25 protein-coding genes and 2 pseudogenes are annotated in these 20,325 nt (G+C 70.6%); 17 read left to right on the plus strand and 10 right to left on the minus strand.

All coding sequences use genetic code 11. From position 1 onward, the window contains the following. Positions 1-166: 166 nt before the first annotated feature. The gene (locus ABTY15_RS33315; protein WP_350603941.1) at positions 167-859 is read right to left on the minus strand and encodes a CatB-related O-acetyltransferase; all 693 of its coding nucleotides are present in this window, start codon (positions 857-859) and stop codon (positions 167-169) included. 162 nt (positions 860-1,021) lie between these two features. Between ABTY15_RS33315 and ABTY15_RS33320 the strand changes: the two genes are divergently transcribed. After that, positions 1,022-1,231, plus strand: coding sequence for a hypothetical protein (locus ABTY15_RS33320; protein WP_350603943.1), 210 nt, complete (start codon positions 1,022-1,024; stop codon positions 1,229-1,231). A 281-nt stretch (positions 1,232-1,512) separates the two neighbouring features. On the opposite strand, the gene ABTY15_RS33325 is transcribed toward ABTY15_RS33320, so the two are convergent. Both ABTY15_RS33325 and ABTY15_RS33330 read right to left on the minus strand, forming a co-directional pair. Further along, entirely contained in the window at positions 1,513-2,034 is a 522-nt protein-coding gene (locus tag ABTY15_RS33325; protein ID WP_350603947.1) for a YbaK/EbsC family protein, read from the minus strand. Then, positions 2,004-2,942, minus strand: a complete 939-nt coding sequence (locus ABTY15_RS33330; RefSeq protein ID WP_350603951.1) for a DMT family transporter — start codon at positions 2,940-2,942, stop codon at positions 2,004-2,006. The genes ABTY15_RS33325 and ABTY15_RS33330 overlap by 31 nt, the downstream gene beginning before the upstream one ends. A gap of 80 nt (positions 2,943-3,022) precedes the next feature. Between ABTY15_RS33330 and ABTY15_RS33335 the strand changes: the two genes are divergently transcribed. The 3 genes from ABTY15_RS33335 to ABTY15_RS33345 all read left to right on the plus strand — a co-directional run bounded on the left by ABTY15_RS33335 (position 3,023) and on the right by ABTY15_RS33345 (position 5,114). Beyond that, the gene (locus tag ABTY15_RS33335; RefSeq protein ID WP_350603954.1) at positions 3,023-3,967 is read left to right on the plus strand and encodes a LysR family transcriptional regulator; all 945 of its coding nucleotides are present in this window, start codon (positions 3,023-3,025) and stop codon (positions 3,965-3,967) included. Between the two features lie 158 nt (positions 3,968-4,125). Further along, positions 4,126-4,278 (plus strand): hypothetical protein, encoded by a 153-nt coding sequence (locus tag ABTY15_RS33340; RefSeq protein WP_350603957.1) that lies wholly within the window; start codon positions 4,126-4,128, stop codon positions 4,276-4,278. A 176-nt stretch (positions 4,279-4,454) separates the two neighbouring features. After that, positions 4,455-5,114 carry a DinB family protein gene (locus tag ABTY15_RS33345; protein WP_350603960.1) on the plus strand — a complete coding sequence of 220 codons (660 nt, stop codon included), beginning with the start codon at positions 4,455-4,457 and terminating at the stop codon, positions 5,112-5,114. Between the two features lie 207 nt (positions 5,115-5,321). On the opposite strand, the pseudogene ABTY15_RS33350 reads toward ABTY15_RS33345, so the two are convergent. Then, positions 5,322-6,095: pseudogene (locus ABTY15_RS33350) on the minus strand (transposase); the annotation flags it as partial. Here ABTY15_RS33350 and ABTY15_RS33355 point away from each other — a divergent pair. Next, on the plus strand, positions 6,039-6,596 hold the full coding sequence (locus ABTY15_RS33355) for a hypothetical protein (RefSeq protein WP_350603964.1): 558 nt from the start codon (positions 6,039-6,041) through the stop codon (positions 6,594-6,596). The pseudogene ABTY15_RS33350 and the gene ABTY15_RS33355 sit on opposite strands and share 57 nt — an antisense overlap. A 159-nt stretch (positions 6,597-6,755) precedes the next feature. On the opposite strand, the gene ABTY15_RS33360 is transcribed toward ABTY15_RS33355, so the two are convergent. Then, positions 6,756-7,085: a hypothetical protein gene (locus tag ABTY15_RS33360; RefSeq protein ID WP_350603966.1), complete on the minus strand. Its 330-nt coding sequence runs from the start codon at positions 7,083-7,085 to the stop codon at positions 6,756-6,758. A 270-nt stretch (positions 7,086-7,355) separates the two neighbouring features. Beyond that, complete coding sequence (locus ABTY15_RS33370) at positions 7,356-7,835, minus strand: MarR family winged helix-turn-helix transcriptional regulator (RefSeq protein ID WP_350603970.1); 480 nt, start codon at positions 7,833-7,835, stop codon at positions 7,356-7,358. 116 nt (positions 7,836-7,951) lie between these two features. Between ABTY15_RS33370 and ABTY15_RS33375 the strand changes: the two genes are divergently transcribed. Both ABTY15_RS33375 and ABTY15_RS33380 read left to right on the plus strand, forming a co-directional pair. Beyond that, the gene (locus ABTY15_RS33375; RefSeq protein WP_350603974.1) at positions 7,952-8,326 is read left to right on the plus strand and encodes a DoxX family protein; all 375 of its coding nucleotides are present in this window, start codon (positions 7,952-7,954) and stop codon (positions 8,324-8,326) included. A gap of 50 nt (positions 8,327-8,376) precedes the next feature. Continuing rightward, positions 8,377-8,985, plus strand: a complete 609-nt coding sequence (locus ABTY15_RS33380) for an ester cyclase (RefSeq protein WP_350603976.1) — start codon at positions 8,377-8,379, stop codon at positions 8,983-8,985. Between the two features lie 153 nt (positions 8,986-9,138). Here ABTY15_RS33380 and ABTY15_RS33385 read toward each other — a convergent pair whose 3' ends face one another. Continuing rightward, positions 9,139-9,789 (minus strand): CHAP domain-containing protein, encoded by a 651-nt coding sequence (locus tag ABTY15_RS33385; RefSeq protein ID WP_350603981.1) that lies wholly within the window; start codon positions 9,787-9,789, stop codon positions 9,139-9,141. 247 nt (positions 9,790-10,036) lie between these two features. On the opposite strand from ABTY15_RS33385, the gene ABTY15_RS33390 reads away from it, so the two are divergent. From ABTY15_RS33390 to ABTY15_RS33400, 3 genes and pseudogenes are all read left to right on the plus strand, one after another. Next, positions 10,037-11,113: a hypothetical protein gene (locus ABTY15_RS33390; protein ID WP_350603983.1), complete on the plus strand. Its 1,077-nt coding sequence runs from the start codon at positions 10,037-10,039 to the stop codon at positions 11,111-11,113. A 197-nt stretch (positions 11,114-11,310) separates the two neighbouring features. Next, positions 11,311-12,118, plus strand: a pseudogene (locus tag ABTY15_RS33395) (IS5 family transposase). A gap of 195 nt (positions 12,119-12,313) precedes the next feature. Next, positions 12,314-13,357: a PLL family lectin gene (locus ABTY15_RS33400; protein ID WP_350603984.1), complete on the plus strand. Its 1,044-nt coding sequence runs from the start codon at positions 12,314-12,316 to the stop codon at positions 13,355-13,357. An 86-nt stretch (positions 13,358-13,443) separates the two neighbouring features. Here ABTY15_RS33400 and ABTY15_RS33405 read toward each other — a convergent pair whose 3' ends face one another. Next, positions 13,444-14,058, minus strand: a complete 615-nt coding sequence (locus ABTY15_RS33405; RefSeq protein ID WP_350603988.1) for a TnsA-like heteromeric transposase endonuclease subunit — start codon at positions 14,056-14,058, stop codon at positions 13,444-13,446. Between the two features lie 113 nt (positions 14,059-14,171). Between ABTY15_RS33405 and ABTY15_RS33410 the strand changes: the two genes are divergently transcribed. The 7 genes from ABTY15_RS33410 (at position 14,172) to ABTY15_RS33440 (ending at position 18,037) form a co-directional block, all read left to right on the plus strand. Further along, complete coding sequence (locus ABTY15_RS33410) at positions 14,172-15,098, plus strand: ParB N-terminal domain-containing protein (RefSeq protein ID WP_350603993.1); 927 nt, start codon at positions 14,172-14,174, stop codon at positions 15,096-15,098. 301 nt (positions 15,099-15,399) lie between these two features. Beyond that, the gene (locus ABTY15_RS33415) at positions 15,400-15,519 is read left to right on the plus strand and encodes a DUF6879 family protein (RefSeq protein WP_350603995.1); all 120 of its coding nucleotides are present in this window, start codon (positions 15,400-15,402) and stop codon (positions 15,517-15,519) included. Positions 15,520-15,549: 30 nt separating this feature from the next. Continuing rightward, on the plus strand, positions 15,550-16,401 hold the full coding sequence (locus ABTY15_RS33420) for a helix-turn-helix domain-containing protein (RefSeq protein ID WP_350603998.1): 852 nt from the start codon (positions 15,550-15,552) through the stop codon (positions 16,399-16,401). A 150-nt stretch (positions 16,402-16,551) separates the two neighbouring features. Next, on the plus strand, positions 16,552-16,704 hold the full coding sequence (locus ABTY15_RS33425; protein ID WP_350604002.1) for a hypothetical protein: 153 nt from the start codon (positions 16,552-16,554) through the stop codon (positions 16,702-16,704). After that, positions 16,701-16,913: a hypothetical protein gene (locus tag ABTY15_RS33430; protein ID WP_350604004.1), complete on the plus strand. Its 213-nt coding sequence runs from the start codon at positions 16,701-16,703 to the stop codon at positions 16,911-16,913. The genes ABTY15_RS33425 and ABTY15_RS33430 overlap by 4 nt, the downstream gene beginning before the upstream one ends. Then, the gene (locus tag ABTY15_RS33435; RefSeq protein ID WP_350604009.1) at positions 16,897-17,577 is read left to right on the plus strand and encodes a phytanoyl-CoA dioxygenase family protein; all 681 of its coding nucleotides are present in this window, start codon (positions 16,897-16,899) and stop codon (positions 17,575-17,577) included. The genes ABTY15_RS33430 and ABTY15_RS33435 overlap by 17 nt, the downstream gene beginning before the upstream one ends. A gap of 34 nt (positions 17,578-17,611) precedes the next feature. Beyond that, entirely contained in the window at positions 17,612-18,037 is a 426-nt protein-coding gene (locus tag ABTY15_RS33440) for a hypothetical protein (protein WP_350604013.1), read from the plus strand. 68 nt (positions 18,038-18,105) lie between these two features. Here the strand turns inward: ABTY15_RS33440 and ABTY15_RS33445 are convergent, their stop codons facing one another. After that, positions 18,106-19,185: an MFS transporter gene (locus ABTY15_RS33445; protein WP_350604016.1), complete on the minus strand. Its 1,080-nt coding sequence runs from the start codon at positions 19,183-19,185 to the stop codon at positions 18,106-18,108. A gap of 556 nt (positions 19,186-19,741) precedes the next feature. Further along, entirely contained in the window at positions 19,742-20,248 is a 507-nt protein-coding gene (locus tag ABTY15_RS33450; RefSeq protein ID WP_350604017.1) for a fascin domain-containing protein, read from the minus strand. Positions 20,249-20,325 lie beyond the last annotated feature (77 nt).

The raw sequence follows: 20,325 nt of genomic DNA on the forward strand, positions 1-20,325 counted from the left end.
GGCCCATGCGTCAAGGGGGAAGCCTTCGCTGAGGTCGTACTCGAAGGCCAGGACGGTGAATCCGCAGTGCTCGGTCAGGAACCGCAGGATGGCTCGCGCATGGATGCGAACTCGTTGATGAAGTGGGAACTTTCGCCGATCGCGACGACACCTGGGCCGGGTTCGTTCAACGGTCCGTGGCACTGGGGGTCGTCGGGTCCGGACGTTCCGTGTCCACATGCCCGGGCGCCGCGTTCTCCAGGTCGTCGATGCTGCCGGACATGATCGTGCGGATGTGTTCGGTGATGTGCTGGAGCGGCCAGTCCCACCACGCCACTGCGAGGAGTCGGGCGATGTCCGCAGCGTCGTAGCGGGTGCGGATGAGCCGGGCGGGGTTGCCGCCGACGATGCCGTAGTCGGGGACGTCGCCGGTGACCACGGCGCCGGCGGCGATGATCGCGCCGTGCCCGATGCGTACGCCCGGCATGACCGTGGCGCCGTGGCCGAACCACACGTCGTTGCCGACGACCGTGTCGCCCCGGCCGGGCAGGTCGGTGATCAGGTCGAAGTGTTCCGCCCAGGAGCCCCCCATGGTGGGGAACGGGAAGGTGGAAGGACCGTCCATGCGGTGGTTGGCGCCGTTCATGATGAACCGGGTGCCCGTCCCCAGGGCGCAGTACTTGCCGATGACGAGCCGCTCGGGCCCGTAGTGGTACAGGACGTTGCGCGTCTCGAACGCGGTCGGGTCGTCCGGATCGTCGTAGTAGGTGAAGTCACCGACCTCGATCAGCGGCGACTTCACCAGTTGCTTGAGCAGAATCACGCGCGGGTGCTCGGGCATCGGGTGGAGCACGGTGGGGTCAGCGGGAATGGGCGGCATGGAGGCGGTTCCTCTCCAGTGGGGGTGTGTCCCGGATACGGCAGAAACGGGCCATGGGATGATCTTGGTTGCGAGAGCATCCGCGAAGCCACCCTCGAAGGACTCGACGCCGCCGCCCGCAAGGGCAAGCACGGCGGCCGGCCCCCCGTCATCACCGACGACATGCTGCACACCGTGCTGCGGCGCCGGGCGGCCGGCGAGTCCGTCGAGCAGATCCGCCCCGACCTGATCATCCCCACCGGCAAGCGCAAGGGCCAGAACCCCGGCCTGGCCAGCATCTACCGGGCGCTCGCCGAGCACGAGAAGGCTCAGGCGCACCCCGAAGCCGTCGAGCAGGCCCATGCCGACTTCGCCGCCCTCCAGACCAACTGACGGCGGATCGGTTTACAAGATCATCTCAATGTGGGTCTTGCAGCCACCTTGGCCGGCCCCTGGTGGGGTCGGTGAAGACCAGCGCGTCCAGACCCAGATCCCGCCCCACTGCGCGGCCCCTTCCGTACACCCCCGTGATCAGCATTCGGCCTGGACGGTAGACGCGCCGTTGCCACCGGGCCCGGGTATCGACGAAGTCCTGAGGCGGGGCGGGGCGACCTGGTAGAAGGACCCCGTCCGGCGACTGGCCCAGAGCCTCCCCGCCCGTGTAGGTGGTGCGCTCACACCGGTGCGGGTGCTTGGGCGCCGACGTCGCCGGGGGCGGCGATGCGTTCGATCCGCGGGTGGGCGAGCCGGACGTAGTCGGCGCCGGAGATGACGGCGGAGCGGTCGAGGCGGGCGGTGTTGAAGTAGAGCCGTGGCCGGGTGACGAGCTCAGGGTCGGCGACGAGTTCGAGATCGGGATCGAACGCGAAGGGGAGGACGGTGCCGGGGACGGCGTGGGCCAGTCGTTCGGCGGTCGCCGCGTCGCTGAACCCGACGTAGCGGGCGTCGAACAGCTGGCGGACGGCGTCCAGGTCGACGCGCCGGTCGCCGGGGACGACCGCGAGCACGTGGCGGGTGGTGCGCCGGTCGGTCTTGACCCTGAGGATGAGGCACTTGGCCGCATGGGAGACGGGGTGACCGCGCAGGGCACTGACCGATTCCGTGGTGCCGTCCGGTTCGTGGTCGATGAGCCGGTAGGGAGTCCGGGTGCTGTCGAACAAGGCGATCAGACGCTGGTAGGTGTCGGGGTGGGGCACGTTCTGTCCTCTTCCACGGTTTCGGTGGTGGTGGTGCGGTGGGTGCGTTCGATGGCCTGGCCCCAGTACGTTCCAGCGATCATGAGCACGGCGCCGAGGGAGGCCCACACGGTGAGCCGTTCGCCGCCGAGGCTGATCCCGATCGCGACGGCCCAGATCGGCTCGGTGCCCAGCAGCAGGCTGGCCCGGCTGGCGGACGTGCGCTGCACGGCCCAGGTCTGGGCGAGGAAAGCAAACACGCTGCAGAACAGGGCGAGATAGATCAGCTGCGACCATGTCGTGGCGCTGCTGTGGGCCAGGTCGGACAGGTGAATGAGGGCCGGCATCAGGAACAGCGCCGAGCCGACCACGGTCTGGGCGGTCGTCAGGTGGAGCGGGTCCATGGAGCGGCGGGCGGTGAGCCGTCCGACGAGCGCGACGTGCCCGGCCCGCACGACCGCGGCGGCGAGCACCAGGGCGTCGCCGAGCCGTAGCGCGTGCAACCCGGTGCTGGAGGTGAGCAGCCCGACGGCCAGCACGCACAGACCGGCGGCGGCGAAGAACGTCCAGGGCAGTCTGCGGCTTCCCGCGGTCCGGTCCAGCAACGGCGTCAGCACGATGGTCAGGCTGATGATCAACCCGGCGTTCGCGGCGCTGGTGTGCGCGACCCCGTAGGTCTCCAGTACCAGAACGGCTGCCTGCGTGACCCCCAGCAGCGACCCGGCGCGAACCTCCGCGCGGGTCCAGCGCCGCGCCCGGCGACGGGAGGCGACCAGGGCTCCGCACGCGAGCGCGGAGATCGCGTACCGGGCGAACAGCACGGTGGCGACGGGGAGCGCAACGGTGGCCGTCTTGGCCGCCAGGTAGCTGGAACCCCAGACCAGCGCGATCAGGAACAGCACTGCGTCGGTACGACGTGCAACGGGCATGCCCTCACGCTGCACCACCAGCAGATTGAAGACAATCACCAGCTTCTAAAGCAAAGCTGTAGCAGTCCTACACTGTCCGCATGGATGAGCGGCAACTTCAGATCCTGCGGGAACTGGGAGAACTGGGCAGTGTCAGCGCGGTCGCCGAGGCACTGCACGTGACGCCTTCCGCGATCTCCCAGCAGTTGCGCCTGTTGCAGCGCTCGACCCTCGTCCCGCTCACCGAGCGCGCCGGGCGCCGGGTGGTGCTGACCGAAGCCGGGCAAGCCCTGGCCCGCGCCGCCATCGAGGTGGAGACGGCCCTGGCCCGGGCACGACACACCGTCACCGACTTCGCCGAGCAGCCCGACGGCGACGTCTCGCTGGCGGCGTTCCACAGCGCGGCCTCCGCGTTCTTCCCCCTGCTGCTGCGAAGCCTTGCCGGGCCGGGCCACCCACGACTGGCCCTCGCCGACGAAGACGTCGCCCAGGACCGCTTCCCCGCCCTCACCCGTGACTACGACCTTGTTCTCGCCCACCGCCTCGACCACAGCCCGCGCTGGCCTCGCACCGTCACTGCCAGCACTCTGCTGCGAGAGCCACTCGATGTCGCCCTTCCGGTCGGCCACCCGCTGGCCTCCAAACCGCTGCTCTTCCCACATGACGTGGCCGACCAGCCCTGGATCACCGTCCACGACGGCTTCCCGCTCATGTCCACCATCGAAGCCATCGCCAGTGTCGCGGGCCGCCGCCTCGACATCGCCCACCGCATCAACGAATTCGCCGTGGTCGCCGAGGCCGTAGCCGCCGGCGGCGGCCTGGCACTGATGCCCCGCTGGACAGCCCGCGAGCACCCGGACCTCGTCCTGCGGCCGTTGGGCGAAGTGCACGCCCGACGCCACATCGACGTCCTCCACCGACCGGAACGCACCGCACGACGAGCCGTCCGAACCGTCCTCACCGAGCTGCATCGAGCCGCCACGGAGATCCAAAACCAGGAAACCCACGCGCCTCACCCCGATGCCGGCACCTCCGCAACGCTATGAAACCGAGAGCACGGTCGGAATCGTGATCGGTCCCGCGTCTCATTTGTGTTCGCCGACGAAACGCCTTCGCCCGGCGGCCGTCTCCAGGACGAACGGCGTTTCATGAGTTGTTGCAAATCACTGAACCCCTGAAACGCCCTCATGAAACAGTCGGGGCCGTGAGCAATGACTTCAAGCGGGTGGAAATCGCACGACTGCCCGATGTCCAGCTGCGTGCCCCTGCGGGCTCAACGGGCCGCACCTGCAAGGGCAAAGTGGCCATCCAGTACGACATCGCCCGCTTCCGCCTCGTGCCCCAACTAGTGCTGTGACCGGGAAGGTTCGCCGGGGTGCTGGTAGATCTGCTTGGCGTGGCGGCCCCGAGGGTGTGGTGCCCTTGGGGCCGGCGGCTTGTGCGTGGAGATCAATTCCATTGCGGGCGTCTGAGTGGATCACTAGGGTGCGGATGTTCTGCTGCTCGACGACGTAACGAAGGTGGCGCCCGCGCATGACCTCGACTGATCTGCTCCCGCCCATCGGGCCGGTCACGACGGACGACCTTGCCGAAGGTCTGCGGCTGGTGGTCGCGCTGCTGCGCCAGCCGGCCGCCCTCTCTGCGGACTGGAGCCGTCCGGCCGGGACGCTGGACATGGACTGCTGGGAGACCGCCGAACACCTCGCTGACTGCTTCTTCTTTTACGGCACGCAGCTTGCCCAGCAGTCACCGCCCGTCGAGGACTTCCTGTCGTTCGTCAATCATCGGTCCGCACCGGGCAGGCCGTGGAGCGTGATCTCCAGTGAGCGCGAGTCCGGGGTCGAGGGCCTGGTGCAGGTGGTGGAGGCCTGCGGGGCGCTCCACATCGCGATGGTGCGGACGTCGGCGCCGGAGGCACGTGCCTTCCACCCCATGGGGACGACGGACCCCGAGGGTTCGGCGGCCATGGGCCTGGTCGAGCTCTTCGTCCACGGTTACGACCTGTCCTGCGGGCTCGGCCTGGACTGGATCGCCCCGGCCGGCCTCTCCGCCCGGGCGCTGCACCGCCTCTTCCCCGACGCTCCGGCGGACACCGACCCCTGGGAGACCTTGCTCTGGGCCACGGGCCGCGGTGACCTGCCCGGACGTGAGCGGTTGACGGCGGACTGGCGCTGGCACAGCGCACCCCGCTGAGACGGGTCCCGGGCCATGCGCTGCGACTGACCGAGCGCGGTTGGGAACAGGGCGTCGGGCCGGAGCCGAGCTTCGCGGGCTATTCGGGGTTAAGCGGGTCCAGGTCTACGTTGTGAGATCTCGGTTGGTGCTGGGCGAGCTGCTCAGTCTGACCTGGAGTCGCGTTGGTTGCGTGGGAAAACTGCCAGCCGGAAGGCACATGCTCCGAGCGGCCCTCCTCTGAGGATGTCCGCCCCAGCGAAGGCCCTTCTCGCTGCGGATGCGAGCCCGCTCCTTCCGCTGGGCGGCGAGGACGTCGGGGTGGCGGGCGTTGTTGTTGCGCCAGCGGAGGTAGGCGTGCAGGGCCCGGGTCTGGACAGCGTGGTTGCGGTGGTTGGAGTTAGCGATCGCGAACTGCCGCAGCGGCCCGAAGTGGGCCTCGATCGGATTGGCCCATGACGCGTAAGTCGGGGTGAAGCACAGCTCGACCCGATTCTTCTTCGCCCAGCGCCGGATCGTCTCGCCCTTGTGAACGGAGAGATTGTCCAAGATGACGTAGATCGGGGCGCCGTCCGGGCGGGCCGATCGGATCGTCCGGAGGGCGGCCAGGGTGTTGGTGGCGCCCTTCTTGCGGCGGTTGATACCCCAGAGGGTGTCGTCGCCGATCGAGTAGCAGCCGTGGAAGTAGCGGACGCCGTGGGTGCGGTGGTAGGTCGCGGGGTGCCGCTCGGGGTGACCGGCCGGGGCCCAGCCGGATCCGGTGGTGGGGCGGATGCCGAGCGGGCCGAACTCGTCGAACGCGAAGACCCGGTCCGGGAAGCGGTCCAGGACGTGCTCGATGCGGTCGAGCTGGGTGTCGCGGTCGGGGTCCGGGGACCCCTTCCAGGTCTTGGTGCGTTGGAAAGTGGGATGCCCCGGCCGTGCGCCGCTGCGAGACTGGCCGCCGTGACGCGACCTGAACTCTCCGAACTCGACCACCTGCGAGAAATAGAACGGCTGGCCGGCATAGTTGTGGGCGCCGCCTCGGCCGAGAGCTGGCTCTCGTATCAGCCCGAAGCAGAGGATGCGACGCCCCTGCAGCGGGCGGTGAACGCGCTGGCCCGGGGGCTTCGCCACTACCACTTCCTCGGGGACGGCTGCCTCGACGATGAGGCGGATCGCCCCGAGCTGAAGCTCGCGGGCGTGGTGATTCTGCGTCCTGGGGCGATGCCGGAGGGCATGGAGGAGACCTATGAGGAGGCGTGCGCCCGTCTCGGGGTCGAGGCCCGGCCCGAGGGGTGGGCCCTGTGGAACACGTGGGGCGACGGGAAGCTCCAGGTGACGATGGTCGTCTCCGCGGTCGACACCACCGAGGGCCTGCTCGCGAACTGGTCGCGGGGCCAGGCCATCTATCCGGTGACGCCAGTGCCTTCCCAGATCGCTCTCATCCACCACGGCTGGGCTGCCCACATGATCTTCTCCCCGTTCGGGGTGACGAAGCTCGGGCTCGGCGGACAGCCGTGACATCGCGTCACCTCGACCGCCGGTCCTCCGCTCCCGGCTCGGCTGGTCAGCGGCCCGGCTGGTGCTCGGCTTCGGTGGCGGCCAGCCGGTAGGACTCGATGCCCGTCTCGATCAGGGTCAGCTCACGCAGCCCGGCGGTGCTGTTCGCGGTGGTGAGGGTCATGCCGTTCCTTCCTCGGTGGCCCGGTGCTTGAGCAACCGGTCGTACTTCGACAGCGAGGGCAGCGGCCGCGTGTCGGCCGGCAGCGGGCGGCGGGCGTGCAGGGAGATCACGTTGCCCCTGGCCTCGGGTGCGATGCCGAGCCGGGCCAGCGCCTCGGCCTGAACCGGGTCTTCCTCCACACCCTTGACCGGCTCCTGGAGAGCTCCCGGAGTCTCCTGGGCCTTGCGGGCCTCGATCGCCACCAGTTCCGCGCTGCAGGAACCGGTCCGCAGGACGGCCTCCGTCCCGGCGACGACCGCATCGGCGGGCAGCTGCCGGTGCAGCAACAGGACCTCGATCAGCGCCCGGTGATCAGGATCGCCTTGGGTCTGGGCAGGTTCTGGGCCCGGTCCAGGAGCTGGCGCAGCCAGGGGTCGTCGTCGAGCAGCGGCGGGGCGCCGTGGCTGAGGTACAGGGCGGGCAGGGGGCCGTCGGCGGGGGCCCAGTCGCGCCGGGCAGGAACTCGTCGTAGGCGCCGGCGGGCACGACGGGGGCGGATGACGAGGACACGGTGAGCCTTCCGCGGGGCGGGCCGGGGTGAGGGGCGGGGTGCATCGTCACTGCGGGCAGGTGTCGGTGGGGTCGATGGCCTGGTTGACGCGCTGGCCGATGGCGCGCAAGGTGCGCTGCTGGGCCTGGGTGAGCGGGTCGAAGACGAGGCGGCGGACCTCCTCGACGTGGCCGGGGGCGGTGGCGACGACCTTCTCCCAGCCCGTTTCGGTGAGGATGGCCAGGGTGTAGCGGCCGTTGTCCGGATCGGGGGTGCGGCGCACCCAGTCCTGCTTCTCCAGGCGCTTGACCACGTGGGACAGGCGCGAGAGCGATCCGTTGGTGAGGACCGCCAGCTCGCTCATCCGCATGGTGCGTTCGGCGGCCTCGGACAGGGTGGCGAGGACCTGGTACTCGAAGTGGGTGATCTGGGCGTCGCGCTGCAACTGGGTGTCCAGCGCGTTCGACAGGTTGATCACCATGGCGGCCAGGGAGAGCCAGGTCTGCCTCTCCTCGGCGTTCAGCCAGCGGGGTTCAGATGCGTCCATGATCTCATCCTAGCTTGATTGTTCAAGTCAAATCCAATCCTCCACACTTGACGCTTCAAGTTGAGCGCGTTAGCTTCGGACTTGAAGATTCAAGCTAAAGGATGGGAATTCCCCTGATGAACACCACCCTGTGGGTCATTGCCGGCGTCCTCGCGCTCGTGTTTCTGGCGGCCGGGCTGATGAAGATCAGCCAGCCGCGCGAGAAGCTGGCCGCCTCCGGCATGGCTTGGACCGCGGACGTCTCCCCGGGGGCCGTCAAGACGGTCGGCGCCGTCGAGGTGCTCGGCGCCGTGGGGCTGATCGTCCCGGCCGCGCTCGGCATCGCGTCGGCCCTGGCGGCCTGGGCCGCCCTCGGACTCGCGGCGACCATGCTCGGCGCCATCGTGCTGCACCTGCGCCGCAAGGAGGCGGCGGCCCTCCCGGTCGCCCTGGTCCTGTTCGTCCTGGCCGCCGAGGTGGCCTGGGGCCGCTTCGGCCCCTACGCCTTCTGAACCGCCCCATCCCCTCCCCCCAGCGTGATCTTGCAGATAAGGGGTTCGACATGATCAACCGCCGCAACGTCCTGAAGGGCGCGGGCACCGTCGCCCTGGGCGCCCTCGTCTTCACCGCGGTAGCCACCGGAACCGGCCTGGCAGCCTCGGCCACGAGCAGCCCGGAACCGATCGGCAACCCGGCCGCCACCTCGCAGGCCGAGTCGTCCTGGCCGACCGACCTGACCCATGAGGAGCGCAAGAACCTGGAGACCTTCGACGACCTGGACTTCAACGAATACTCCGGTCAGCACTGGGACCGGATCGGTGAGAGCCACGCGCAGAACATCCGCGTCCACTGGCCCGACGGCCACTACACGGACGGCCTCGACCAGCACATCGCCGACATGAAGAGCCAGTTCGTCTGGGCGCCGGACACGCGCATCACCGAACACCCGAACCGCATCGCCAAGGGCAACCTGACCTCGGTGACCGGCGTCATGCAGGGCACCTTCACGAAGCCCATGCCGGACGGCAAGGGCGGCTTCATCCAGCCGACGGGCAAGAAGTTCTCCATCAACATGGTCACGGTCGGCATCTGGAACAAGGACGGCGTGATGCAGAAGGAGTTCCTCTTCTGGGACAACAACACCTTCTACCAGCAGCTCGGCCTCGCCTGACCCGCGTGCGGCCCGGCGGTGCGGAGACCGCCGGGCCACGCACAGACACCCTGAAGCGCCGGATCCAGGCCCACGGAGCCGGTGCGGGAAGGCCAACGGCGAACTGCCCGTGACCGCGCGGGCGCGGGCACGGGCACGGGCAGTTGCCGTCCGTCAGGCGCCGGGCGGGGTGACGTAGCCCGAGACGTGCAGGCCGTCCCGGCCGCCGATGGCGGTCTTGGGGCTGATGTGGGTACGGAGCGTGACCTTGTCGTTGTAGTTGCCCTCGACGGTGTCGAGGGTGCCGTCGCCGTTCACGGCGACCACGACACCGACATGGCCGCCGGGGGTCTCCTTGGCGGGCTCGCCGTACACCACCAGGTCGCCGGGCTTGGGGTGGGCGGAGCCGACGGGGTGCCACAGGTCGTGCTGCCGGCCCCAGTGGCCCACGCCGCGGCCGGTCAGGTCGGACGGGACGTCCTTCACCCCGGCCTCGCGCCAGGTCCACTCGACGAAGGCCGCGCACCAGCCGGTCTTGCAGGTGTGCTCCTTGTTCGGGAAGTACTTGTTGCACTCCGCGCTGCCCTCCCGCACACCGATCTCGCCCCGGGCGACCGAGACGATCCTGTCGCGCAGCGCGGTGCTCGCCCGCGTCGCCGGGGCGTCGACCACGGCCTGGGAGGCACTGTGGCTGCCGGCCGGCAGGGCGGTCGCGCCGGCGACGCCCGTACCGAGGACACCCGTGACGACGAGGACGGCGGCGACCGTACGGGCGGCGCGGGCCTTGAACGCGGCGGACGGGGCTTGGTGGCGGTTCTGCTCCACGGCAGGTCACTCCTTCGGGTTCTCCCCCCGTCCGGGCACGACGAAGAAGTCCCGGACGGGGACGAGGGTTTGGGGTGGTGCCGGCGATCGCCGACGGCATTCACGATGCCAGTGGGGCGGCGCCCGTCGGTAGCCTGCTGCGGTCCCACTCGTCCCATGGCCTGCCGTCCCGTCCCACACGCCTGTGACCAGCAAGAACGCGCGGACTTTGGGACGGGCGCGGGCCCCGCCGCCGCGAAGGAGGCCGATGACCGACCGCAGGTCCGCGCGCGGGCGCGCCATCCCGGTCCCGCACCCGCCGGACGTCCAGGACTGGGCGCAGCTGATCACCGCCCTGACGGCGGAACTGGACCTACAGGGCCGGGCCCTGCAGAACCGGGCCGCCACGGCCGGCAACCCGGTGGGGAAGAGCACCTGGCACCGCATCCTGTCCGGCCACACCCTGCCCTCGGCGCCGGTGCTCGACCTGATGATCGCCAGCGGCAGGTTCACCGAGGAGCAGTGCCGTCGGTTGCTGGCCGCCTGGCGGAAGGCGGCCGACTGCCTGGACCGGGCCGACGCCTCCGGGCGCACCGCCCGAGGGCAGCGGACGGCGGGAAGCACCGGAACGGCTCCGGCTCTGCTCCCGGCCGGTTCCGGGGACACCGCCGAGCGTCCCTCCGTCAGCCCACGCAGGACCGTCCGGACCATCCGAACCGGCCGGACCGGCCGGATCGCGGGCGTGGTCTCCGCAGCCGCCGCCTGCGCCCTCCTCGGCCTCCACCTGACCGGCGGCGCCGACCCCGTCCCCGCGGAGGAGTCCGGCGACGCCGCCCCCACGACGACGGCCCGCCCGGCCGGCCGACAACTGCCCCCGCCGAGCACGACGTCCACGTCCGCGTCGACGTCCACGGAGCGCCCCGGCATCGAGAAGGGGACGCTGGGCGAGGACAGCCGTTGCAGCGGCCCGTTCCCGGGACCCGAAGGCGTCACCTGGCGGGTCTGCACCCGCGTCGAGGCCGACCGGATCTCCTTCGCCCTGAAGCTGACGAACCGGGGGATCGTGCCCACCACAGCCAAGGTGCACCTCGAATACGCGCACGCCAGCACGTTCCGTCCCTGCCCCACCGCGTCCACCGCGCACGTCGTCGGCATCGGGGCGGGAGCCACTGTGATCACGCCGCAGAGCGACTGCACCATCCCCCGGGAGCCCACCCGCGCCTCCTACCAGGGAGTCGGCAGGGTCGTCGCGGCGGACGCCACCGACGCCTCCTACGAGCTGTCCCCCACCGCCAACGTCTACCCGGACCGCGCCACCATCTGGAAACCGGACCTCCTCGCCTAGAGGGCGGTCCGCCCCTTGCCGCCCCGCACGTACAGTTTCCTGGCTACCACGCCCAGCCCGTACGACGTCCTCGCCCAGTGGCTCGCCGCCGGCCTCGGCAAGCACGGCCGTGCCCTGCAGGGCACCACGCCCACCCGGTACGAGACCGACGTGCGGGACCGGCTGTACTTCACCGAGGAGACCACCGGCATCGGCGCCTGGAACGCCACCGAGTCCACCGCCAGCACCTGGGCGTACGCCCCGCCCTGCGGCCGCCGAACCAGGGCCGTCCCTCCCACCGCCCGCTGGCACCGCGCGTGTCCCTGCACAACCCCGCCCGGCGCCTGGCCGCCCTCGCCGCCTTCTACGCCTACGCCGCCCGCGCCGGGCACATCCCCGAGCCACCGTTCAACGCCGCGGCGCTGCGCCGGCTGCGGGACTGGACCGAGGCGGGCGTCCGGCCCCGCCTGCACGCCGCGCGGCTGACCGAACTGCACCGCGCGGACCTGCTGGACCTGGACGACTGCGCCGTGGACGGCTCGCACGTCCGGGCTCTCAAAGGGGGGACCTTGTCGGCCCCTCACCCGTCGACCGCGCCCGTCCCGGTTCCAGACACCTGTGATCGTGGACCGTCGCGGCACCCCACTCGCCGTGACGCTCACTGGGGGCAATCGCCACGACGTCACCCAGTTGCTGCCCCTGCTGGACGGGATCCCGCCGATCCGAGGACCGCGAGGACGCCCGCGCCGCAGGCCCCGACGGCTGTTTGCCGACCGGGGCTACGACTTCGACAAGTACCGCCGTTTGCTGTGGAAGCGCGGCATCAAGCCGATGACCGCCCGACGCGGCGTCGCCCACGGCTCCGGACTCGGCAAGGTCCGCTGGGTCGCAGAACGCACCTTCGCCTGGCTCCACCAGTTCAAGCGCCTCCGCACCCGCTACGAGCGACGCGCCGACCTCCACCAAGGACTACTCGACCTCGCCTGCAGCGTCATCTGCCTCCGGCACCTTCGAAAGTCATTTTGAAACTATCAGTAAGTCAGATGACTGATGCGACGCGGTCGCTGCTGCTGCCAACCTCTTCCGGGAGCGGCTCCGCGCCGCCCGAGTCCGGGCCGGCCCGTGCCCTGCGCGTGGCGCGTCGCCGGACCCGAGTCACACCACGTCATCACTCCGGAGACACCTCCACACCGGGGCTCACGGACCGGAAGGGCAGCAGACATGACCGCTCCACCCCACACCACTCCGCACCGCCGCGCCACGGCCAGGCTCGCCACCCTGGTCGCCGTCCTCCTCACCGCGTTCGCCGCCGTCTTCGCGGGTACGGCCCCTGCCGGCGCGGTAACGCCCTGGCAGGAGGCTGACCACAACGCCAGCACCCCCGACTCCCCGGCGATGGCGTACTACCGGGGCAGCAACGTCGAGGCCATCCGCGGCGAGGACAACGCCCTTTGGTTCAACGTCGACGGCGGCCCGTTCAACCGCATCGGCGGGGTCACCTACGCCGCGCCCGCGATCACCGTGTTCCGCGGTGAGCTCTGGCTCTTCCAGACCGGGCAGAACGGCGACCTCTGGGCCCAGACCCTGGCCAATCCGAACGAGCCCAACCACCGCCGCTGGTACTGGAGTTCGCCCATCCAGTTCCGCACCCAGAACATCGGCGGCTCCGGTTCAGCCGTCCGTAACAACCTGAGCCCGGCCATCGCGGCCTCACCGGACCTGCTGTTCATCATCGCCGTGGGCGCCAACGAGCGCATCTACCAGGCCACCATGGGCGTCAACCGGAACTTCAGTCCGTGGTCCGAGGTGCCGGGCGGCGCCCGGACGGAGTCCGCGGCCGCCGCCGCGACCTCGCCCGACAGCCGGCTGACCGTGCTCCACCGCGGCACCGACAACCGGATCTACCGCCAGGGCCTGTACTACCGGTACTGGCAGTGGGACAACAACTGGCAGCAGATCAGGAACACCAACACCAATGCCGCCCCGTCGATCGCCTACAACGGCCACGAGAACCTGATGGTGGTCGGCTGGCGCGACGCCAACTCCGGTCAGGTGCTGACCTGCGAGACCCTGACGTACGCCGCCGAGGTGACGGCCCCGCAGGGCGTGCCCCGCGGCAACAACGTCGCCAGCCCGTCGGCCCCGCGCCTCGACTCCGAGCCCGACGGCGTGGGCGTGACCATCCGGGGCGGTAACTTCTACGACGTCGGGGGCCACTACTTCCGGAACAACGTCATCTACTACATCCACAACTACTACGGCTAGTCCAGCCCTTTCCCCGCCCCCTCCCCCTGGGGGCCCACTGCGCCGTCCCCTCGGGTCCACCGGGCCCGAGGGGACGGCGCAGTCGTTCACGCACGCCCCCGTGCGCCGCCACCGGGGCGGGCGGCAGCGGAACGTCCGGGCTCCGCCGCCGCATGCCGTGGATGCCGATAGCCCGCGAGCCAGCGCAGATTCGCCACCCGGACCGGGTCAAGCGCCCCGACGAGTCGATAGGCCCAGCCCACCGCCTCACAGACCTGCCGCGTCACCGTGAACGCCGCTGCGGAGCGATCGTCGATCCGGTCGACCGGTTGGCAGTCGACCACCAGCCCCGTCCCGTCGACGGCCCACGCGAAATAGTCCGGTGCGTGCGACCGTCCCCTCCGGGTCGTCTCACGCGCCAGCACAGCCAGAACGTCTGCGAAGCGAACCCGGTCACGTACGGGTCGAAGTCGAGCAGCATCGCGTGGTCCCGCTATGTCGCACCCGACGTGGGAATCTCGTGTTCGGCCCGAAGACTGCCCCAGCGGCCCGGAGCGCTCCTGCTGGCCTCGCGCCGAGTCGGGGCGTGCGGTCACGAGTTCGGCCACCCCGCGGCAATTCTCCGCTGACGAAACAGGCCGAACCGTCTCGGCAGCAACACAGCGCCGTACCGTCCAAAGTGGCGCGGCATCACCCGGACGTCCGGCACCGCAGTCCGGCACGCCACGAACACCGGCACCCCTGACCAGTCCGACGAGCGCATCCGCTGAACCATATGCCCCGTTGTGGCGTCTTCTGCCCCGGCACGTATCCCGATCAAGGAGCTCCCCCCACCGTGAAGGTCCACCCCGTTACCGCCCTGTTCCCGGTGCTCGGCCCCGACGAACTTCTCGACCTCGCCCAGGACATCGAGAGCAACGGCCTGACCGAGCCCATCATCCTGGACACGGACGGTGTCCTCCTGGACGGCCGCGGCCGTCTCGACGCCTGCGAACTGGCCGACATCGAACCCCGTTTTATTACTTATCAGGGCGATGATCCGGTCCGCCTGATCGTGTCCGCCAACCGCCACCGGCCGAACACCACCCCGGGCCAGCATGCCATGATCACCGCGATGGCACGCTCACTCTCCCCGGACGCGCTCCCCTCCGACGCCGCCCGCTGCGGCATCAACGTTACCCGGCTGTCCATCGCCACCACCGTGCTCGAACATGCCCCCGACCTCGCCGAACAGGTTCGCACCGGCACCCTCGCCCTCAACGCGGCCTACACCGCCGTCCGCAGACGCAAGGCCGACGCAAAGGCCCTTCTCGCCCAGCACGCACGACTGCGCCAGCACGCTCCCGACCTCGCCGAGCAGGTCATCGCTGGCCACCTTGCTCTCACCGATGCCACCGCGGCCCTCGAAGCCCGACAGGAGGAAGAACACCTCCGCCGGCGCGTCGAGGAGATCGACGCCATCCGCCTCGCCGACGGCGACACAACGCCAGCCTTCGCCCGGACCGCCGAAGCGGGCGATGTCGACTGGCGCCACGCCCATCAGAGGGCCGAGCAGTACCTGGCTCAGCGCCACGACGCTATCCGCCACGTCCAGCACAGCCTCACTGGCATCGCGGAACTCTGGAGCGCCGTGCAGGACCTCGCCCACCACCCCCGGAGCCCCTACGCTCGGGAAATCCTCAAGGGCCTCACCGGACCGGCCCGCACCCTCGCCAACCGCCTCATCGCGCTTGAAACCGCCTGCGCGACAGGCACGGCCTGACCCGCATCCCGCCACCGCTACAGCTGAGACAGCTGTCCAGAAGTCTTCTGTGTCGGCGGGGAAAATGCCCCGCCGACACTGTTTGTACATACTCCAACGCGCTCCGCGACACTCCTGGCGCCGGAGGAGCCGCTGCATCGGGACCCGGATCGCCGTGTCCGGCACGGAGTTCGCCGTGATGAGCGCGGCCTGCCACGCCGGGCGGCCGGCGGTCAGCCGGGGTGTCGTGCCACCCCCGGTGGGCACCAGGTCGAGCAGCGCGTTCTCGGCGGGCGTCCGGTAGCCCAGCTGCTCCTGGAACTTGACGTCCTCGGAGATGGGCGAGGAGATCCTCCACGACCCCGCGCTGGCCAAGCACTGCGCGACGGCGTTCGAGGCAGTGTGGGAGCGCGCAGTCCCGCACGAGCAGTACTCGGTCTGACCCGATCACCCGCACCGGCAGCCAGCCCTGATGCCCGCCTCCCCGTCGTCCAGCGCCCAGGCCGCCCGCAAAGCTGTGGCGGAGCGCCTGCGCGAGCTCATGCTGGACGCTGGCCTGAACGGCAAGCAGCTGGCCGCCCGGTGCGGGTGGATCCCCGCCAAGACCTCCCGCATCATCAACGCCAAGACGCCGCCCTCCGACGCCGACATCCGGGCCTGGTGCGTGGCGTGCGGCGCCGACGACCAGGCCGCCGACCTGATCGCCCGCAGCCGCCAGGCCGACGCCATGTTCCTGGAGTGGCGCCGCATGGAACGCGCCGGCCTGCGCCAGGCCCAGCAGTCTGTCCGGCCCCTGTACGAGTGCACCCCGCACTTCCGCGCCTACGCCCCGTGGGTCCTGCCCGGCCTCCTCCAGACCCGCGCCTACACCACCAGGGTCCTCACCGCGATCCGCGACCGCCGCGGCCTGGCCGACGACGTCGAAGCCGCCGTCGACGAGCGGATGGACCGCCAACACATCCTCCACGAAGGCCGGCACCGCTTCGCCCTGCTCATCGAGGAGAGCGTCCTGCGCAACGGCCTCGGCGGCCGCCCGGTGATGCTCGAGCAGCTGCGCCACCTGCTCACCATCGGCCGGCTGCCCAACGTCAGCATGGGCGTGGTCCACATGCGGCCGGACCGGGACAACGGCTGGCCGGTGGAGGGGTTCTGGATCTACGACCAGGCCCAGGTCAACGTGGAGCTGGTGTCCGGGTACCTGACGATCACCCAGCCCAGCGAAATCGCCATGTACGAGAAGGTGTTCGCCGAGCTGTCCGACCTGGCGGTGCGCGGCGCGCAGGCGCGGGCGCTGATCACGGCGGCGATCGACGCGCTCGGATGAATCCGTGTAATCCCGTGCAACTTCGTTGAGTGAGTCTTCCGTTACTCCCTACCGTCGTTGATGCCGCCCGGTGCGAGGACCTGACCGATCCCCCTCGGCACCGTGGACGCCCCGGGCGGCGCCCCACCCTCGACGCCGTGGAGTACCGCCATGCCCGCGAGCAGACCGCAGCTTCGACAACCCGGCGGCGACCTGGTGGTGACGGCCGGCGGCAGGACGGTGGTCCGCATCGCCAACCGCAGCAGCGCCTACCGCCGGGCCCGACTGCTGCGTCGGCCGCACCTACGGGCGCCGCTGCGGTGACCAGTTCCGATTTCGTTCCGCTGGAGCAGCGCCGGCGGGGCCTGACCATCCGCTCCTACCGCATCGCACCCGACGGCACCCGGTCCGACGACACCGGCGTGGTCACCATCGACCCCGACGACGTGAGCCCCGACGCCCACCACCCGGCGGCCACCTGGCCGATCTGCCCCTGCCCCATCCACGGAGGCGACCGTGCTCACTCAGGTTGACGGCATCCTCGGCCGGCGCGGCATGAGCTCGCCCATCGACTGGTCGATGCCCGGCGCAGCACGCTACCGTGCCGCGCTTCTGGTCGCCGAGCACCGCGGCCAGGAGATTGTCAGGAACCCGCACCTGTCGGAGGACTGGACCGAGTTCGCCGTCCGCTCCCCGCATCTGCTGGCGGCCGTCCAGGCCGTCCTCGGCCCGGACATCGCGGTGGAGAACACGTTCCTCGTCGTGAAGTGGCCGGGCCGCTCGTTCGAGATTCCCTGGCACCAGGACGGCACCGGCGCCTACCTGGAGCTGCACCCCGAGCGCTCGGTGTCCGCGTGGCTGGCCGTCACCGAGGCCACCGTGGCCAACGGCTGCCTCGAGGTAGCCCCGGGCTCCCAGTCCGCCGGCTACCTGCCAGTCGAAAAGGAGGCCGCCACCGGCGCGGAGCGCGGTCGGGCCGACCAGGCCCACGGCTTCACCCCCGAGACCACCATCCCCGTGCCGCTGCGCGCCGGCTGCGCCGTCCTCATGGACAGCCGCCTGGTGCACCGCTCCGGCACCAACACCAGCAGCGGCGCCCGCGTCGGGCTGAACGTCCGCTACACCGCGCCGGACGGCATCATCCGGCGCGACCCCACGAGCCCCAGCGTCGTGCCGATCAGAGGCACGGGCTGGTAGTCCGCCAGGACCAAGGGAGAGGAGAGCACCACCCGTGACCATCCTCGACACGGTCGACCTGACGACCGCGGTGACCCGCGTGCGCGTCCTGACCGGGGAGGACGCCGACGCGGCCCGCCGCGCCGACAAGACCCCGATCGGCAAGTCCGACTGCACCTACTACTGCCCCGACGCCGCGACCGCCGAGCGCTGCATCGAGGCCCTGCGCGAGTCCGACGAGCGCCTGCGCAGCCGCCCGGAGGAGCTGATGCTCTGGGACTGGCAGTGCACCTACTGGGAGCCCGAGCCGGGCAACCCGAACGGCGGCGGCACCGTCCTGCTCGGCGTCGCCTGGTACAACCAAACGTTCTTCGCCGACCGGCGCGACGCCTGGTTCGGCGCGATGCACCAGCACATCTACAAGAAGCTCGGCATCCCGCTGGAGGACATCACCATCACCCACTGGTCCCTGATCGCGTGATCTGAGACCGAGAGCACGAAGGGGCCGGACTCCCGCACCACCAGGGAGTCCGGCCCCGCCACCTGCCCTCAGCCGCCCACGCTCTCCAACACCGGCTCGCCGCCCGGCAGCGGCGGGAACTGCGCGAGGTGCGTGGACAGCGACACCGCCAGGAACGGCGAGACAGCCCCGTACGCCGCCGACACCGCCACCAGCTCGGTGACCGTTCTGACCGACCCGGTCACCGCCATCAGCGCTCCGGAGACGCTCCACGCGGCGCAGTAGAACAGCGGGAGAGAGTTCGGGAGGCGGACGTTCCCGGCGACTGCGTTGCCGACGATCGACCCGGCCCCTGTCGCGGCCAGCATCACGCCGTAGGTGCCGACCCCGCCGCCGAGCCGCGCCGCCACCAGCGCGGGCATCACGATCGACACCGCGCCCGCGAAGATCGCGATCCCGTGGACGGCCAGCACCATTCCGGTCTCCGGGTGCGTGCGCACCAGGGCTCGGGCCCGCGCCCGCGGGCCGGCCCCCGAGGCCGCGGTTGCGCCTGCGGGCGCCGATGCCCGGAGGCCGGCACCTGCGCCGAGAACGGCCAGGGCGACGGCGGAGAGCGCGAACGTTCCCGCGTCCAGCCAGAACAGCCCGGCCATCGGCATCACGGCCAGCAGCACGCCGGCCGAGCCGGGGCCGGCGACCCGGGCGATCCGGTTGGTCGAGTCCATCAGCCCGTTGACGGCCTGCACTTCTCCCGGTCGCACCAGGTCCGGCACCAGGGCCCCGAGGCTAGGGTCGAACAGCGCCCCGCCGACCCCGAGAAGAGCGGCCGACACCAGCAGCCCCGGCGTGCCCAACGCCTCCCACGTCCACGGCAGCCCCGCGACCAGCACCATGCGGACCAGGTCCACCCCGGCGAGCGAGTGCAGCGTGGTGAACCGCTCCCTCACCCGCCGGCCGATGGTGCCGAGCACGATGTACGGCACCGACTCCGCGATGGCCACCAGGCCCATCGCCGCACCGCCGGATCTCTGCCAGGCGAGCCACATCACCGCCAGCGCGTACAAACGGCCACCGAACACCGAAGCCGTCTGCGCGCTCCACAGGAGAAGAACCGGCCCTCGCCGCAGCAGCCGCACGTATCGCAAGATCCACACCCGTCCAGAAAGCACGAAGTCCCGGCAGCAGGATCGCCACCGGGAACTCCCGTAACACTAGGGCAAGTTGAGATCGTTCGCCGCAGACGCACCACATGCCAGCCAAACCCCGCACCACCCCGGCCTGGCGCCGCGAGCCCGCCTCGCGGCGCCGGACCACCGAACACCGACCGCCCCAGTAGGCGTAGCAGGGGAGCCCCACAGACAGGGCCGTTCGGGGGACCGCAGGTCGGATGCACACACAAGCCGGGTAGACCAGGCCGCATGACGACCAACCACCCTCGTTCACCGGGACGCCCGGTGTTTGGGCCTGCCAGGACGTCTACCGTTTCGGCACGCTACCTGTCACCTGCACCGCAGTCGAATGCTGGTCGGCCACAGCGGGCCGGTGGGTATTCGGTGTCCGCTCACGGGGGCGATGCCGTGGGGGTGTGCGCCGTCAGCCGCTGGCCTGCGGCCCGGCGTGGGAGTGTCCGAGCCCGGGGTTGCCACGCCGACCGGGTTGGCGGTGCTCGCGGTCGGCCCCGCATGCAGGTGCCCCGGCGGATCCCCGGAGCACCCGCATGGAAGGTCAGGCGACGTCGAGCCAGAACTTCTCGTTCTCGCCGCCGATGGCGTTGGTCTGGCAGTTGACGGTGCCGCCGGGGCCGGTCTCGGTGGTGACGCCGCTGCCGGTCACCAGGCGCAGGCAGATGCCGGGGAAGGCCTGCGAGGCGAGGGAGAACGATCCGTCGGGCTGGGCGATGAGGAGGAACTTCTCCCAGGGGCCCAGGCCGAACTGGCAGTTGACCGTGCCGCCGCCGGCCATCGTGGAGGGGACGCCGCGGCCGTCCATGCGCAGGAACACGTTCGCGGACACCGCCGACTCGAAGGAGAACGAGCCGTCCGCGTTGGCGTGGACCTTGAACGCCGTCAGCGGGCCGGGGCCGTACTGGCAGTTGACCTTGCCGCCGCCGTTGTCCGTCGAGACGGTCACGCCCGCGCCGTCCAGGCGCAGGAAGATGTTGTGGAAGAACGTGGACTGGATGCCGATCGGCGTGTTGCCGAGCTTGGCGAGGTCGGCTGCTGACAGTGCCATGAGGCTTGTCTCCTTCTGTCCGCACCTGGCGCGGACGGGGTCGGGTTGGCGCCGCCGCGACGGCCTGGGCGGCAGCC

This window comes from Kitasatospora sp. NPDC097643 (assembly GCF_040302625.1).
GTDB lineage: Bacteria > Actinomycetota > Actinomycetes > Streptomycetales > Streptomycetaceae > Kitasatospora.